Origin of the sequence: Kitasatospora sp. NPDC088861 (assembly GCF_044750105.1) — a bacterium.
In the GTDB taxonomy this organism is placed as follows: Bacteria; Actinomycetota; Actinomycetes; order Streptomycetales; family Streptomycetaceae; genus Kitasatospora.
This window is the reverse complement of the sequence record NZ_JBIVJF010000037.1, coordinates 43,023-57,868: the sequence shown is the minus strand read 5'-3', so window position 1 is coordinate 57,868 and position 14,846 is coordinate 43,023. Positions and strand designations below refer to the sequence as shown.

General features: G+C 74.5%; 13 protein-coding genes. 8 read left to right on the top strand and 5 right to left on the bottom strand.

Annotated features, from left to right (window positions below):
• Positions 1 to 111: 111 nt before the first annotated feature.
• From ACIP37_RS34705 to ACIP37_RS34695, 3 genes are all read right to left on the bottom strand, one after another.
• Entirely contained in the window at positions 112 to 318 is a 207-nt protein-coding gene (locus tag ACIP37_RS34705) for a DUF3732 domain-containing protein (RefSeq protein ID WP_400812124.1), read from the bottom strand.
• Between the two features lie 147 nt (positions 319 to 465).
• Positions 466 to 843: a transposase family protein gene (locus ACIP37_RS34700; RefSeq protein ID WP_400812109.1), complete on the bottom strand. Its 378-nt coding sequence runs from the start codon at positions 841 to 843 to the stop codon at positions 466 to 468.
• A 289-nt stretch (positions 844 to 1,132) separates the two neighbouring features.
• A complete protein-coding gene (locus tag ACIP37_RS34695) occupies positions 1,133 to 1,627 on the bottom strand; it encodes a cupin domain-containing protein (RefSeq protein ID WP_363589417.1) in 495 nt (164 codons plus the stop codon).
• A gap of 80 nt (positions 1,628 to 1,707) precedes the next feature.
• Between ACIP37_RS34695 and ACIP37_RS34690 the strand changes: the two genes are divergently transcribed.
• Positions 1,708 to 2,565 (top strand): LysR family transcriptional regulator, encoded by an 858-nt coding sequence (locus ACIP37_RS34690; protein ID WP_400812107.1) that lies wholly within the window; start codon positions 1,708 to 1,710, stop codon positions 2,563 to 2,565.
• Between the two features lie 159 nt (positions 2,566 to 2,724).
• Positions 2,725 to 2,913 (top strand): hypothetical protein, encoded by a 189-nt coding sequence (locus ACIP37_RS34685; RefSeq protein WP_400812105.1) that lies wholly within the window; start codon positions 2,725 to 2,727, stop codon positions 2,911 to 2,913.
• Between the two features lie 65 nt (positions 2,914 to 2,978).
• On the opposite strand, the gene ACIP37_RS34680 is transcribed toward ACIP37_RS34685, so the two are convergent.
• On the bottom strand, positions 2,979 to 4,181 hold the full coding sequence (locus ACIP37_RS34680; protein WP_400812103.1) for a serine hydrolase domain-containing protein: 1,203 nt from the start codon (positions 4,179 to 4,181) through the stop codon (positions 2,979 to 2,981).
• A gap of 225 nt (positions 4,182 to 4,406) precedes the next feature.
• Between ACIP37_RS34680 and ACIP37_RS34675 the strand changes: the two genes are divergently transcribed.
• The 5 genes from ACIP37_RS34675 (at position 4,407) to ACIP37_RS34655 (ending at position 10,726) form a co-directional block, all read left to right on the top strand.
• Complete coding sequence (locus ACIP37_RS34675; protein WP_363589426.1) at positions 4,407 to 5,129, top strand: MarR family transcriptional regulator; 723 nt, start codon at positions 4,407 to 4,409, stop codon at positions 5,127 to 5,129.
• Positions 5,130 to 5,378: 249 nt separating this feature from the next.
• On the top strand, positions 5,379 to 5,579 hold the full coding sequence (locus ACIP37_RS34670; RefSeq protein WP_400812101.1) for a hypothetical protein: 201 nt from the start codon (positions 5,379 to 5,381) through the stop codon (positions 5,577 to 5,579).
• A gap of 23 nt (positions 5,580 to 5,602) precedes the next feature.
• Entirely contained in the window at positions 5,603 to 5,803 is a 201-nt protein-coding gene (locus ACIP37_RS34665; protein ID WP_400812100.1) for a hypothetical protein, read from the top strand.
• 575 nt (positions 5,804 to 6,378) lie between these two features.
• Entirely contained in the window at positions 6,379 to 9,150 is a 2,772-nt protein-coding gene (locus tag ACIP37_RS34660) for a M4 family metallopeptidase (protein ID WP_400812098.1), read from the top strand.
• A 274-nt stretch (positions 9,151 to 9,424) separates the two neighbouring features.
• Positions 9,425 to 10,726: a serine hydrolase domain-containing protein gene (locus tag ACIP37_RS34655; RefSeq protein WP_400845152.1), complete on the top strand. Its 1,302-nt coding sequence runs from the start codon at positions 9,425 to 9,427 to the stop codon at positions 10,724 to 10,726.
• Here ACIP37_RS34655 and ACIP37_RS34650 read toward each other — a convergent pair.
• Positions 10,720 to 14,187 carry an AfsR/SARP family transcriptional regulator gene (locus ACIP37_RS34650; protein WP_400812094.1) on the bottom strand — a complete coding sequence of 1,156 codons (3,468 nt, stop codon included), beginning with the start codon at positions 14,185 to 14,187 and terminating at the stop codon, positions 10,720 to 10,722. The genes ACIP37_RS34655 and ACIP37_RS34650 overlap by 7 nt on opposite strands.
• A 357-nt stretch (positions 14,188 to 14,544) precedes the next feature.
• Between ACIP37_RS34650 and ACIP37_RS34645 the strand changes: the two genes are divergently transcribed.
• The gene (locus ACIP37_RS34645) at positions 14,545 to 14,820 is read left to right on the top strand and encodes a hypothetical protein (RefSeq protein WP_363589091.1); all 276 of its coding nucleotides are present in this window, start codon (positions 14,545 to 14,547) and stop codon (positions 14,818 to 14,820) included.
• The last annotated feature ends 26 nt before the right edge of the window (positions 14,821 to 14,846 follow it).

The following is a 14,846-nucleotide window of genomic DNA, read 5'->3' as shown; positions in this document are numbered from 1 at the left end:
CAACAGGGGAGCGTCAGCCAGGTCTTCCTTCCGACTGCGCAGAGGGCCTACCGGGCGGCACCTAACATGCAGCACTGGCACCGGAGGCCGCTTTCGGCGGCCCATGGTCCGTCAGCCGAGCCACCCCGGGGGAACGAGGGCGTTTCGGCTTCCGTCGTCATTGGGGCGCCAGTTAGCGATGACCGCGTCTTGGAACCAGGCGTCGGGCAGGTTGGCGTGGTCGCTGACGATGATCTGGAGGTTGCCCTTGTTGAGTTGTGCCACCTCGTTGAGGAGGCTGAAGTAGGCGGTGACAGTGGTCCAGTCGGCGTCCTGGATCTTCGAGGCGTCGCGCGGCTTCTCGGGGAAGAAGGCTGGGCGGAATGGCGTACATGTGCCGGGGACCGGACACCTGGCCGATGTTGATCCGTGAGTCGCGGTCGATGGCTACCGTGGCGTTGTGGTCGTCGGCGCTCTCGACCTGGGTCATCGACAGAAGATCCCGACCGGTGCCGGTGAACAGCAGGGCGGCCACCGCGGCGGCACACCCGTGTCGGCGCCGCCAGCAGCGTTGACCATGCGGCGGCACAGCTCAGCGACGTTGCCCCCCGAAGCGGCCAGCAACGTCCACGTCTCATCCGACAATGCGTAGCCCTGACGGGCGGGCGCTCTGTCGACCTCCCCGGTCGCCTTCGCCGTCGCCAGCCACCGCCACACCGTGCGCACCGACACCCCCACCATGTCCGCCACCGCCCTCACGTGCCGCGACGTCAGCTCACCAGCCGCCTGCCGCTCCACCAGACGTCGCACCACCAACGCCCGCGGCAACCCCCGCCCCACACCCCCACCACCGCCGTCTCCCATACCCGAGATCCAAGCGACGCCCCACAGATCTGAGCGTTAGATCTCTCAAACCCAAGACAGCACCAGCCGCAGCGAGATAAAGCCCCACGACAGCACAACAGGCCCCTGGCCTCTCACCCCGCGACAGTCAGCCTGTCAGCCGGCCACCCGCACCGAATCCAGCCCGACCAGCAAGAACCTGGACCACATGCCTCGAAGCACTACCGACTCTCACCACCACTGACACCAAACCGAGAAATCGCAGTCATGACGTCCTTTCACGGTCACCGCTGGCGGGTGGCCGTGGGCTTCAGGCCACGTCGGTGGCGGGCTCGGTGGCGTAGCGGCTCATCGTGCGCAGGCCGGCCTCGGGGGTCGGCGGCCTGCCGTCGGCGGTCATGTCCCGCAGGTCCCGGAAGTACTGCACGTACAGGTCGGGGGTGAACACGCTGAGCATGACGGCGCTGTGGTCGGTCACGTTGGCGAAGGTGTGCGGGGCGCCGGGCGGGACCATCACGAACGTGCCCGCGCTCGCGTCGTGGTGCCGGTCCCCGACGGTGAAGCGCACCGTGCCGGAGATGACGTAGAAGCCTTCGTCGTGGCGGGCGTGGCGGTGCTGCGGCGGTCCGGGGGTGTGCGGGGCGAGGAGGGACTCGGTCATCGCCAGGCGGTGCCCGGTGCGGCTGCCGTCCTCCAGGACGCGCATGCGCGTGGTGCCCAGGACGATCGTCTCGCCGTCGCCGGGGGCGACCACCGATACGGTGGGGCCGGCCTGCGGTTCGCTGGTCTTCGCTGTGTCGGTCATGTTCCGAGTCCACCGCCGGGGCCCTGCCGGTGTCCAAGACCCGTTGCGCCACGCCGATACCCGGGGGGTATCGTCGCAGCGTGGAGCTACGTACCCTGCGCTACTTCGTGGCGGTCGCCGAGGAACTCCACTTCGGCCGGGCCGCCACCCGCCTGCACATGAGCCAGCCGCCGCTGAGCCGGGCGATCAAGCAGTTGGAGAAGGAGAGCGGCGCCCTGCTGTTCGCCCGCTCCCCCGCCGGTGTCACCCTCACCCCGGCGGGGGCCGTGCTGCTCGACGAGGCGCGGGACCTGCTCGACCGGGCCGAGCGCCTGCGCGCGCGCGTCGCCGCGGCGGCCGGCACCGCGACCCTGACCGTCGGCATCCTGGGCGACGGCACCGACCCCGGCATCACCAGGCTGGCGGCAGCCTTCCGCCGCGGCCACCCCGGCGTCGAGATCCGCGTACGCGACACCGACCTGACCGACCCGACCTGCGGACTGCGCGCCGCACTGGTCGACGTCGCCCTGACCCGCGCGCCGTTCGACGACACCGCCCTGACGGTGCGCGTCCTGCGCACCGACCCGGTCGGCGCGGTCCTGCGCGCCGACGACCCACTGGCCCGGCGCGGCCGCCTGGAACTGGCCGACCTGGCCGACCGCCGCTGGTTCCAGTTCCCCCCGGGAACCGACCCCCGGTGGCAGTCGTACTGGAACGGCGGCACCCCACGCGAGGGCCCCGTGGTACGCGGCGTCCAGGAATGCCTCCAGGCCGTGCTCTGGAACAGCACCGTCGGCCTGGCCCCGCTGCTCGGACACGACCTGCCCGAGAACCTCACCACGGTCCCGCTGGCCGACATGGCACCCAGCCCGGTGGTCGCGGTGTGGAACGACGGCGACACCAACCCGCTGGTCCGCTCGTTCGCCGAGATCGCGACGGCCGCGTACCGCCAGACGTGAGCACCGCCAAGCCTGAACACCGCCAGACGGGAGCACCGCCAGGCCTGAGCACCGCCAGACGGGAGGGGACGGCGCCCCGCGGGAGGGCGGCGTCCGTCGAAAAAGTGGTCCCGGTCCGCCCGCCGTGTCGATCCGCGACCACGCCGTTCGACGCTGCACATGGTCGACGAACTGGCCGCCTCCGGCCGGCTCTCGGGGTCGCACCTGCTCCCGGGCGTACACGGCGAACTGCTGACCTGGCTCGGCCGCACCACCGAGGCCCGGGCCGAGCCGGAACTCGCCGCCCGGCCGGGCCGCAACACCCGCGAACGCTCGGTGCCGCTGCGCACGGCGGCCGCGTTGCCCTGACGCCCCCGGCCGGACGGCCGTCACGAGCCGGGCCGTCACGAGCCCGGCCCTCACGAGCCGGGCCGTCACGAGCGGGGGCAGAACTCCGCCTCCAGCTCGGAGGTGAACACCGCGATCGGCCAACTCCCCTCGACCCAGTCGCCGTTGACGTTGGTGGCGAGCAGGTGCCGGCCGTCGCGGGTGCCGAACGCGTAGGACCACGAGCCGTTGACGGCGCCGCCCATGCCCCAGACGGTGGGACCGCAGTCGAGCCTGATGCCGGCGACGCCCAGACCGTAGTCCGCCTGGTCGATCCACTGGTGCCCGGTCGGGACCATCGTGAACATCTCCCGCTGCTGGACGGGCGGCAGGAGCCGCCCGCCCAGCAGGGCGGCGAAGAAGGTGTTCAGGTCGCGAACGTCGGAGATCATGTCGCCGGCGGCCCAGCCCCAGGACGGGCTCAGCTCCGTCACGTCGTAGGCGGTGGCGTTCGCCCCGGTGAGCCCCAGACGCGAGTACTCGCGCCCGTGCGGCCCGTGGACGGCGGTGTCGCCGGAGGAGGGCTCGTAGGTGCCGGTGAGGCCCAGCGGGGCGGTGATCCGCTGCCTGATCTGCGCGGCCAGGGTGGCGCCGGAGGCCCGTTCGACGATCAGGCCGGCGAGGACGTAGTCGGTGTCGGAGTAGGTCCAGCCGGCGCCGGGCGCGAAGTCGGGCCGGTGGGCGACCGCGATCCGGACGAGCTGTTCGGGGGTGTAGCCGTCGAAGCGGTGCCGGAGGAAGGGCAGGCCGCTCGCCTCCTGGCGGACCTTCTCGTCCATCGCGTAGTTGTAGATGCCGCTGGTGTGGTTGAGGAGTTGGCGCACGGTGGTCCGGTCGCCGTCGTAGCCGGGGGCGCCCAGGAGGCCGGGCAGCCAGCGCTCCACGCTGTCGTCGAGGCTCAGCCGCCCCTCGGCGGCGAGCTGGAGGACGACGGTGGCGACGAAGGTCTTGGTGGTGCTGCCGATGCGGAACCGGTCCTGCGCGAGACGGGCCCGCCCGGTGGCGAGGTCGGCGACGCCCGCGCTGCCGAACCACCGGCGGTGGCCGTCCCGGACCTCGGCGACGGCGCCGGGCAGACCGCCCGTGGCCACCGCCCGGTCCAGCACCCGCTGGACCCCCGGGTGCCCGCCCCCGCCGTCCGGCGCGGGCGCGGCGAACGCCGGTGCGGTGGCGGCGCCGGCCAGCACGGCCCCGGCGAGCACGGCCCCGGCGAGCAGGGTGGCGACGGCGGCGCGCGTGGTGGTTCCCATGGCGTGTTCCCCCTCGATGTGGTGTCGCGGTTCGGGAAGGAAGCTACGAGCAAATTCACATAATGGTCAATACGAAACCCGCCAATGGTGGATGTATACGCAGGTAGATGCCGCAATATTCTTGCAATGACCCTCCCGGTGAATGCAACAGAATGTCGCAGTCCCATTGCAACAGCGGGTGAGCCGGACGGATACTGTTCACGCGACGGAAGGAGACGAGGACGGATGCCCGGAGCCAGGCTGACCCCGCAGGACCGCCACCGGATCGCCGCCGGACTGGCCGAAGGGCTGGGCTACGGCGAGATCGCCCGGCAGATCGAACGGCCGACCTCGACCGTCACCCGCGAGATCGCCCGCAACGGCGGGCCCTGCGACTACCGGGCCGAACACGCCCAACGCGCCACCGCGCAGCGCTCCCGCCGCAGCGGCACGACCGCCCGACGGGCCGCCGCCGCCACGCCGCCGGCCCAGGGCCGCGACCCGCAGGCGGTCCGCGAGTTCGCCGACGAACTGGCCGAGCTGCTGGTGCACAGCGGCCTGCCCAGAATGGCCGCCCGGGTCCTCGCGTGCCTGTACGTCACCGACGACGGCAGCCTCACCGCGGGCGAACTGGTGCAACGGCTGCAGGTCAGCCCGGCCGCCGTCTCCAAGGCCGTCGGCTACCTGGAGGGCCAGGCGCTGATCCGCCGCGAACGCGGCGAACAGCAGCGCCGGGAGCGGTACGTCATCGACGACGACGTCTGGTACCGGGCGCTGCTGGCCAGCGCCGAACGGAACACGACGCTCGCCGCCGTCGCCCGCCAGGGCGCCGAAACCCTCGGCCCCGGCACACCGGCCGGCGCCCGGATGGACGACGCCGCGGCCCTCCTGGACCGGATCGGCCAGGACATCGTGCGCTCCGTGCGGCAGTGGCGGGAGGAGAGCCGGCCCGGATCGCGGACCGGCTGATCCCGGGCACCCCCTGCGGGGCGGCCGGGTGAGATGCGCAAGGGTCCGGGCGGGTGGGCTCCGCACCCGACCGGGTGCCGTATCCGCGGATCCGCGGCCGGTCTTCGACAAGGCGGTCGCGGTGGACCGGCAGCCCCCCCCCGGGCGTGCCGGCGGCCGGGGCCGCCGGGGACGGGCCGGACGGCGATGGCGGGCACGCGCAAACGACCGGAGGACTTCCCGCTGCCGAGGCTCAGCACCCGTCAGCTGATGACGATCTCGACCGCGACAACGCTGGTGACGGCCACGGCGTCGATCTTCCAGGCGCCGGAGGGACGGCGGAGCACGATCACCGGCCAGTACGTGCCGCCGCCGTACAACCCCGACCAGTCCACCGGTCCGGCCGGCGGCCAGGCCCCCAACCGGCCCGCCCAGGCCCAGCAGCACGGCAACCCCTCCGCGTACCACTGAACGGACCGAGGAAGGACCGATCGATGAGCACCCAGGTTCAGATGACGACGGCGCAGGAGGCCACCGCCGAGGACCACACCGCCACCGAACTGGAAGAGGAACGCCGCCGCCGGGAGAACACGATGCCGCTCGCGGTGGGGGGACCGGCGGCGGCCGGCCTCGGAGTCGCGCTGCTGTCGATGCTGATGAACAACCAGCGGGGCACGGTCGCGGTCCGCATGTGAGTGCACACCCCCCGGACCCGGCCGAACGACACAGGGACCCCCGGCACGTCCGGCGGCCCGGCAGGAGCTGGTTCAGACCACAGGGCCGGAAGCCCGGGACCGACCGACGGGGCAGAGCCGGGTACGGAGTCGCGTCTCCGCCCAACCCAGATCGACACACAGGCCGAACCAGACCCGGCCCTTGCACACACCCGACCCACCGAGACCCACCGCGACCCAGGAGAACACACCCTGGAGGACATCGCACCGACGCCCGGGGGCGGCCACGGACAGAGCGAAAGGCAGAGCGATACCGGCCCGAGCGACGATCAGATGGCACGGGTGACGATCAGATGGCCCGGGCCGTCCCGCTCCGGACGGCCCCCGGTGAGGTAACACGGAACACCGACGACCCCGAACCACCCCACGACCGCACCCGACACCTGCCCGTCCACAATCTCCACAATAGAGCCGCGCACCGCAGGGGCGGCCGGAGGGCGGCAAACGGCTGAACCGGGCCTGTCCGGTGCCCCGTTCCTCCGTGAAAGGCAGCTCTGTCGTGCTGCCGTCACTGCCGATTTCCGTGGAGGACCGCAGTGCACCACCGTTCCCGTTCAGTGGCCAGGGTGCTCGGCTCGGGCGCCGCCTTGAGTCTGGCGCTGGCGCTCACCGTGACCGCCTCCCCCGCCCTGGCCGCGCCACCGGGCCCCACCGCCGAGTCCGATCCCGTCCCCGGCCTGGTGGCCGGCGAGGGCACCGCCGCCCCGCAGCTGGTGACCGGACTGTCCGAGGCGGCGCCCGGCGCTCCGGCCGAGGCGGCCCGGGCCCATCTCGCCGCCCACCTGGACCGGTACCGGGTCGATCCGGGGCAGCTGGCCGAGCTCGCGGTCGAGCGCACGGCCGCCGACCGGCGCACCGTCAGGTTCCAGCAGTACCACGGCGGCATACCGGTGCTCGGCGGGCAGTACCTGGTCCGCCTCACCGGCGAGGGGGCCGACCAGCGGGTGGAGTCGGTCGGCGGCAAGTACTTCACCGGGCTGACCGCACCGACCGCCCCCACCGTGCCGGACGCGGTGCTGCGCACGCTGGCGCTCGGCTCGCTCCAGGACCCGCGCGCCCGGGCCGGGGCCACCGCCGAGGACCGCGGCCTGGTCGTCCTGCCGGGCGGCACCGGCCGGCTCGCCCGGCACTTCACCGTGCACACCGCCGACCCGGGGAACGGCGAGCCACTGGTCCGCGAGGTCTACGCGGACGCCACGCTCGGCGTGGTCGCCCTCGCCCACGACTCCTCGGCCCCCTACCAGGTCAGCGGCGCCGACGACACCGGGGCCGGCGACACCGGGGCCGGCGCCGCCCGTGGCGCGGCCGCCGCCCAGCCCGCCACCGGGACCGCCCCCGACCTCCTGGGCCGTACCGTGCCGGTGAACATCTCCCGCCAGCCGGACGGAAGTTACCAACTCGTCGACCTCACCCGGCCCGTCACCATCACCACCTACGACGCGACCGGACGGGACTACAACGAGTTCAGCGGCCGACTGCCCGACGGCAGCCTGCCCGTCGGCTCCCCGGACCCGGCCTTCCCCGCCTCCACCGGCACCAGCGGCGCCACCGACGCCCACCTCAACGCCGCCGCCGTGTACGGCTTCTACCACGACCGGCTCGGCCGCGACGGCCTGGACGGCAAGGGCGGCGCGATCACCTCCGTGGTGAACGTGAGCAACCGCGGCAAGCCCTTCCCCAACGCCGCCTGGGACGGGCAGAAGATGCTCTACGGCAACGGCAACGCCAGGTTCCTGCCGTTCTCCGCCGCCCTCGACGTGGCCGGGCACGAGATGACCCACGGCGTCATCCAGCACACCGCCAACCTGGTCGGCGACGGCCAGTCCGGCGCGATGAACGAGGGCATCGCCGACTACTTCGGCAACGCCATCGAGGTCACCGCCCGCGGCATGTCCATGGACGACCCGGCGGCCCCGCTGATGGGCGAGAACCTGTGCCGCACCGGCACCCCGCAGGACTGCGCGAACCGCCGCCTGGACGACCACCGCACCACCGTGGACGACTACCTCGGCGCCGGGCTCGACCTGGACAACGGCGGCGCGCACCTCAACTCCACCATCTTCAGCGGCGCCCTGTGGGACATCCGGCACACCCTCGACCCGCTCACCGCCGACCGCCTCGTCTACCGGGCGATGGCCGAATACCTCACCCCACTGGACGACTTCGTCGACGGACGCAACGCGGTACTCGCCGCCGGCCGGGCCCTCAAGCTCAGCGGAGCCCAACTGCGCAAGGTGGCGGCCGCGTTCGACGCACACGGGATCAAGGCCGGCTGGCAGAGCCGACTCGGGACGGACACCCGTCCGCTGCTGCCCGGCACCTCCGCCCCGGTCGGACCGGCCGCGGGCGCAGGCCACTGGGTGATGGGCAACACCGACCCGAACGGCAAGGGCGCGACCGCCCTGTACACCGGCTCCACCACCACCGCCGGCACCCCGACCCGGCTCAGCCCGGACGACGGGCGGATCCACGGCTGGGCCGCCACCGACGGCAAGTCCGCCGTCTGGCTGGCGATCGGTCCCGACACCACCGGCACGTGGGGAACGGAGGTGCTGACCCGTCCACTGTCCGGCGGCCCGGTGCGCAGCGTGTTCCACTCCTCCGATCAGTCGCCCGGCAGCGTCCAGGTATCCGGCGGGGACATCGCCTTCACGGTGACCGACAACGACACCGGCCGCACCCGGGTCCGCCTCTCCCACGACGGCGCCCCGCCCGTGGAACTCCCGCTGCCCGAGGGCCACAACCTCACGTCCCTCGCGTTCAAGGACGGCCTGCTCGGCTGGATCGAGTCCTGGACGGCCGACGGGGCCACCGTCCAGGCGCCGACGGCCTTCTCGACCGCCACCGGCAAGGTCACCGCCCAGTACCCGGTGAGCACCCCGAACGGCACCGACCCGCCGTACCTCGCCTCCCCGCTGCTCGCGGGCGGCCGCCTGCTCTGGCTGGCCGCCCCGGCCGACCGCACCCGCCCGGCCGCCCTGCGCTCCGGCGCCCTGGACGGCTCCGGCGTGCGCGACCTGCTCTCCACCGACTCGCCGTACACCCCGGCGGACATGGAGCTCACCGCCACCGACCAGGCCGTCACCTTCACGCACCGCAGCGCCCAGCCGAGCAGCGGCTGGTCGAACGCCGCTCTGCCCAAGCTGTACCAGCTGCCGGTCAGCGGCGGCACCCCCGTACGGGTCTCCTGCAACCGGGGCAGCCAGTTCCACGCCGCCGCCGACCAGGGCACCCGGGTGGTCTGGCTGGACGCCACCGCCGGACGCAACGACCTCGTGGTCCGCGACCGCCCGGCCGGGTCCTGCTGATCCGAGCACGGCAGCGTCGTCCGCCCCGGTGCCGGCGGACACCGGGGCGGACAGCGAGGCGGGCACCCGATCCGGGGCGGACAGCGGGCGCCTGACAGCGCGCTGTGCGCGGTCTGCCAGCGGCGGGCCACAGGCTGGGCCCGTCCAGATCACCCGGCAAGCAGAGGGAACCGCATCCATGCCGTCAGCTACTTCTCCTTCTTCCACTCCTTCTTCGGCGGCCCCTTCGCCCTCCCGCCCGGGGTGGTCGCGCCGCCTGCGGCTGGCGCCGCTCGTGCTGACGGCGTCGGCCCTCACCGTGGGGCTGGCCGCCGGACCGGCGCTCCCGGCCCCCCTCCCCGCCGCCGCAGGGTCCGCGCCCTCCGCGACCCGGGGCGGGGCCGAGGCGCAGCGGGTCCAACTGGAGAAGCTGGCGCGGCAGTTGGTGGCCGCCGGGGCACCGGGCGTGGTGGTGCGGGTGGACGACGGCCGGGGCCGGCCCGTCGAGATCGCCGAGCAGGCCCCCTGGGCCGCGGCGGACCAGCGGCTCGCGGCGGGGGACGAGTTCCGGATGGGCTCCAACACCAAGACCATGATGGCCGTGATCGCCCTGCAACTGGCCGCCGAGGGGCGCCTCGCGCTGACCGACCCGGTGGAGGCGTGGCTGCCGGGCCAGGTGCCCGACGGCCGGGCGATCACGCTGCGGATGCTGCTGAACCACACCAGCGGCCTGCCCGACTACACCGAGGACCCCGCCGTCCTGCCGTCGATCCTCGGCAAGGACCCGCACCGGTGGACCTCCGCCGAACTGCTCGCCGTGGGCGTCAAGCGCCCGGCGCTGTTCCCGCCGGGCACCCGGTGGTCCTACAGCAACACCGACTACGCGGCGGTCGGCGCCGTCCTGGAACGGATCACCGGAGCGAGCCTCGCCGACCTGATCCAGGACCGGATCGCCCGTCCCCTGGACCTGAAACACACCTACCTCGCCACGGACGGCAACTGGCACGGCCGCTACGTCCGCGGCTACGAGCCGGACTCCGCCCACATGCCGGCGGGGGTGCCCGCGGCGTTCCGGGACGTGGCCGGGGTGCACCGCGACGGCCGGGTGGACGTCTCCGGCAACGACCCGGGCTGGGGCGGGGCGGCCGGGGCCGTGGTGTCCACCGCGCAGGACTGGTCCCGCTTCTACAACGCGCTGATGTCCGGCAGGCTGCTGCCCGCGGCCCAGCTGGCGCAGCTGCGCGCCACCGTGCCGATGGACCCGCAGAACCCGGTGGACGGGCCCGGCTCCGGCCTGGGCATCGGGACGGTCCGCACCCCCTGCGGCACCGTCTGGGCCCACGACGGGGGGATCACCGGCTACTCCAGCACCAACCTCACCGACGGCACGGGCAGCCGTACCGCCACCGTCCTGATCTCGACCGAGTTCCTGTTCGAGTTCGGGGCCGACGCGGAGCTCACCGCGGCCGGCCAGGCCCTGCAGAGTGCGGTGACCTGCGCCATGTTCGGCAAGCCGGCCCCTGCTCCGGCTCCGGCTCCGGCTTCAGCTTCAGCTCCGGCTCCGGCTCCGGCTCCGGCTCCGGCTCCGGCTCACTGACCGGGCGGCCCGGCCGCGGGTGAGGGTACGGGTGAGGGTTCGGGTGAGGTGATGATCGCGGACAGCAGGTCCCTGGCCTCGGTCCGCGCCATCGCCGCACCCGCGGCGTGCGCGGACGCGAACCCGGCGGCTCCCAGGTCCGCCGTGGCCCGCCCGGCGATCCTGCGCACGTCGGTGTCACCGAGGTCGTCCGAGCCCCGCAGCAGGTCGGCGGCGCCGAGCAGGAGCGCCGCCTCCCCCGGCCGGCCGCGGCACAGCTCGATGTCGGCGGCCGTCACCGCGATCCGGGCCGCGACCGCCGAGTTCCAGGTCAGCACCAGGTGCACCGCCGGGTGGTCGAGCCGGCGCACCGCCGCGCCCGGCAGGCCGTCCGCCGCGTCCAGCTGCGCGAGCACGCCCAGCAGCAGGGCGGTGAGGTGCGAGGGCGCCGGCTGGCCGCCGGGGGCCTGGTCCAGGGCGGCCAGGGCGTGCGCGCGGGCCGGCTCCCGTCGCCCGGCCCGCCATTCCAGCTGGGCCAGGCCCAGGCACACCACGGCCCGGGGCTCGGCCCATCCGGCCTGCGCCACCTCCTCGAGCAGGCCCGCCAGCTGCCGCCGCGCGCCGTCCGCGTCCCCGGCCTGGGCGCGCATCAGGGCGGCCTGGACATCGCTGTCGACCGTGTCCTCCTGCATCCCAAGTTCCTGGAAGTACCGGGTGGCCCGCTCGTTCATCGCCAGCGCGTCGGCCAGGTCGCCGGAGCGCCGCCGCAGCGAACCGAGGGTGCTCAGCGCGGTCGCCATGCCCCACCGCTCGCCGAGCGCCTCGAAACCGGCCAGCGCGTGGGCGAGGAAGCCCCTCGCCTCGGTGACGTCCCCGGTGTGCAGGGTCAGCAGGCCCCGCACGAGCAGGGTGAACGGGCCGCTGGAGGGGTCCTTGCGCTCGCCGTCCGGGAAGTCCGGGGAGCCCGGGGAACCCGAGGGGCCCGGGAAGTCGGGCGGGCCCGGGAAGTCGGGCGGGCGCGGCGGCGGCTGCGGGCCGGCGATGGCCGCGGCCAGCCGGGCCAGCTCCAGCAGGGGGTGGACACCGGGGTCGACACCCGCCATCGCCACCTCGATCCGGCCGAAGGCGGCCGCCCTGTCCTCCGGCCGGCCGATGGACTCGGTGCCGACCTCGTACGTCGCGACCACCAGCGCGCGGGCCGCCGGATCGGCCGGCCCGGGGACCTCCAGCACCCGTTCGAGCAGGTCCAGCGACTCCGGCGGATAGCCCCGCATGGACCAGAACCAGCACAGCGCGGCGCCGAACCGGACCGCCGTCGCGGCGTCCCCGGACTCCACCGCCCAGCGGACCGCGGCCAGCAGGTCGTCCCGCTCGGCCGACAGCCGGGCCAGCCAGCGCAGCTGGTCGCGGGTGCGCAGCCGCGGCTCCGCCGTCTCGGCCAGGGCGAGGAAGAACCCGCAGTGGCGTTCGCGGGCGGCACCGTCCTGCCCGCGGCGGGTGAGCTGCTCCAGGCCGTACTCCCGGATGGTCTCCAGCATCCGGTAGCGCGGCTCTCCCGTGGCGGCGGCTCCGAGCGGGTGCAGCAGCGACTTGTCGACCAGCGCCGCCAGCAACTCCCGGACATCGCGGGTGGGGGCGTCGTGGTCGCCGGGGTGGTGGTCGGCGTGCGGGGCGCCGAGCCCGCCGACCGCCTGCGCCGCGTCCTCGGTGAAGCTGCCGGGCGCCACCGACAGCCGTTCCAGCAGCGCCCGCTCGTCGGCGGCCAGCAGCTTCCAGCTCCAGGCCACCACGGCGCGCAGCGTCTGGTGGCGGGGCAGGGCGGTGCGGCTGCCCCGGGTGAGCAGCCGGAACCGGTCGTCCAGCCGGGCGGCGACCACCTCGGCGGGCAGGGTGCGCAGCTGGGCGGCGGCCAGTTCGATCGCCAGTGGCAGGCCGTCCAGGCGGCGGCAGATCTCGACCGCCGCCGCCGGCGAGCCGTCCTCCTCGGCGAAGCCGGGGCACACGGCGGCGGCCCGGTCGTGGAACAGCCGGACCGCCGCGCAGGCGCGGGCCTGTTCGGGTGTCGAGCCGGGTTCGGGCAGTTCCAGGGGGAGCACCGGGTGCAGGTTCTCGCCGTCGATGCGCAGCGGCTCCCGGCTGGTGGCCAGTACCCGCAGCCCGGGGCACCGGCCGAGCAGGGTCTCGGCCAGCGCGGCCGCCGCCTCGATCACGTGTTCGCAGTTGTCCAGCACCAGGACCGGGTCGTCGTGCGTGAGCACCTCGGTCAGGCGGTCCAGGATCTCCTCGGTGGTACCGGGGGTGCCGGGGCGGCGGGCCGGGGCCGCGGCGCTCTTGGGCAGGTCGGCCTCGCGCGTCCGCAGGGCGTCGAGCACCGCGCGGGGCACGTCCGCCGGGCCGGCCGGGGCCAGGGCGGCGAACCACACCCCGCCGGACGGTGTGAGCCGGCGGCCGGCGGTGGTGGCCAGCCGGGTCTTGCCGGACCCGCCGGGTCCGACCAGGGTGACCAGGCGGGCTCGGCCGAGCAGCTCGGCCACCCGGCGGATGTCGTCCTCGCGGCCCACGAAGCTGGTCAGCGGCGCGTCCAGGTTGCCGGGCGGCCGTGCTCGGCGGGGTTCCGGCCGTTGGGGTTCCGGCCGTTGGGGTTCCGGCCGTTGGGGTGGCGGCTGTTGGGGTGGCGGCTGGTCGGCGGGCGTACGGTGGCCGGGGAACTGCTGGCGGTCAGGGGGCGTGCGGTGGCCGGGGGGTGCAGGGAGCTCGCCGCGCAGGACCGCGAGATGGGCCGCCTGCAGCTGCGGTCCGGGGTCGCTGCCGAAGGTGTCGGCCAGCCGGGCGCGCAGCCGCTGGTAAGCGGCCAGTGCCTCGGCGCCCCGGCCGCCGGCGGCCAGTGCCCGGATCAGCTGGGCGTGCAGCCGTTCGTGCAGCGGGTGCCGCGCGGTCAGCGATTCGAGTTCGGCGATCAGTTCCGGTCCGGCGCCCAGCGCGAGGTCGGCCTCGATCCGGTCCTCCAGGGCGACCAGCCGCGCCCGCTCCAGCCGCCGGGCCTCGGCGTCGGCGAACGGCGCCTCGCGCACGTCCGCCAGCGCGGGGCCGCGCCACAGGGCCAGGGCCTCCCGCAGCGCGGCGGCGGCCTCGGCCGGCCGGCCCTGCGCGTGCAAGTGCCTTCCGGAGCGGGCCAGTTGCTCGAACCGGTCGGTGTCCACCGCGCCGGCCTCGACGGCCAGCCGGTACCCGGCCGGTCCGAAGGTGAGCAGCGCGGGGTCGCCCAGGACGCCCCGCAGGCGGGACACCAGTGACTGCAGGGCGTTCGTCTGGTCGGCCGGTGGTGCCTCGGCCCACAGCGCGTCCGCCAGGGCCTGCGGCCGGACGGCGCGGCCGGCGTCCAGCGCGAGGTAGGCCAGCAGCGCCCGCAGCCGCGCGCCGCCGATCGGCAGCGGGCCCGCTCCGGCGTCCAGTACCAGGGGTCCGAGCAGGCCGACGCGCACCGGGTCACTATCGCAGCACCACCGGTTTGATCGTCAAGTCGCCGGCCGGCGCCCACGCGCCCGCCCCGGCCGTGAGCGGTGTCCGGGGCGGTGTCCCGGCGGGGCCGGCGGCCTCGCCGGTCGCCGGGCGGCCCGTCACCGGGGCTGCGGCGCCGCGCGGGCGGGGCGCTCCCCGGGCTCCGGCGGGCCGCCCGTCACGTCCTCGGGGCGGCGATGGGGGGCCCGGGTGAACCGGTAGCCCCGGACAGCCATCCCCGGTCGCGCTCCGCATACGAATGTGTGTGGATGGTGACAGGCCGCCATTTCGTGGCGGTCCGATCGACCATCACCACCCTTATCTGGAAGGGCTCTTCCCCCATGCGTACTGCGCGCCGTGTCCTGACCGTCTCCGCCCTCTGCCTCCCGCTCGTGCTCGGCGGGGCGACCATCGCCTCCGCCGCCACCCCCGACAACATCCCCTCCCTGAACTACGACCACGGGGCGTTCTCCGTCGGCCCGAACGGCAGTGCCCTGCACATCACCGACGTCCAGTTCGGTCCTGACGGCGCCTCGTTCCTCGACGCCGCCGTCGCGGTGGGCCCCAACGGCGTCGCCGGCTACGCCACCGAGACCGGTATCGGCATCGGGGGCTGATCCCCGCCGCTCCCCCATGCCGGGTG

Excerpts from the sequence above, each read along its gene's own strand:
- ACIP37_RS34700 (WP_400812109.1), bottom strand. The coding sequence starts at position 843 with ATGGGAGACGGCGGTGGTGGGGGTGTGGGGCGGGGGTTGCCGCGGGCG.
- ACIP37_RS34695 (WP_363589417.1), bottom strand. The coding sequence starts at position 1,627 with ATGACCGACACAGCGAAGACCAGCGAACCGCAGGCCGGCCCCACCGTA.
- ACIP37_RS34685 (WP_400812105.1), top strand. The coding sequence starts at position 2,725 with ATGGTCGACGAACTGGCCGCCTCCGGCCGGCTCTCGGGGTCGCACCTG.
- ACIP37_RS34680 (WP_400812103.1), bottom strand. The coding sequence starts at position 4,181 with ATGGGAACCACCACGCGCGCCGCCGTCGCCACCCTGCTCGCCGGGGCC.
- ACIP37_RS34675 (WP_363589426.1), top strand. The coding sequence starts at position 4,407 with ATGCCCGGAGCCAGGCTGACCCCGCAGGACCGCCACCGGATCGCCGCC.
- ACIP37_RS34670 (WP_400812101.1), top strand. The coding sequence starts at position 5,379 with ATGACGATCTCGACCGCGACAACGCTGGTGACGGCCACGGCGTCGATC.
- ACIP37_RS34665 (WP_400812100.1), top strand. The coding sequence starts at position 5,603 with ATGAGCACCCAGGTTCAGATGACGACGGCGCAGGAGGCCACCGCCGAG.
- ACIP37_RS34645 (WP_363589091.1), top strand. The coding sequence starts at position 14,545 with ATGCGTACTGCGCGCCGTGTCCTGACCGTCTCCGCCCTCTGCCTCCCG.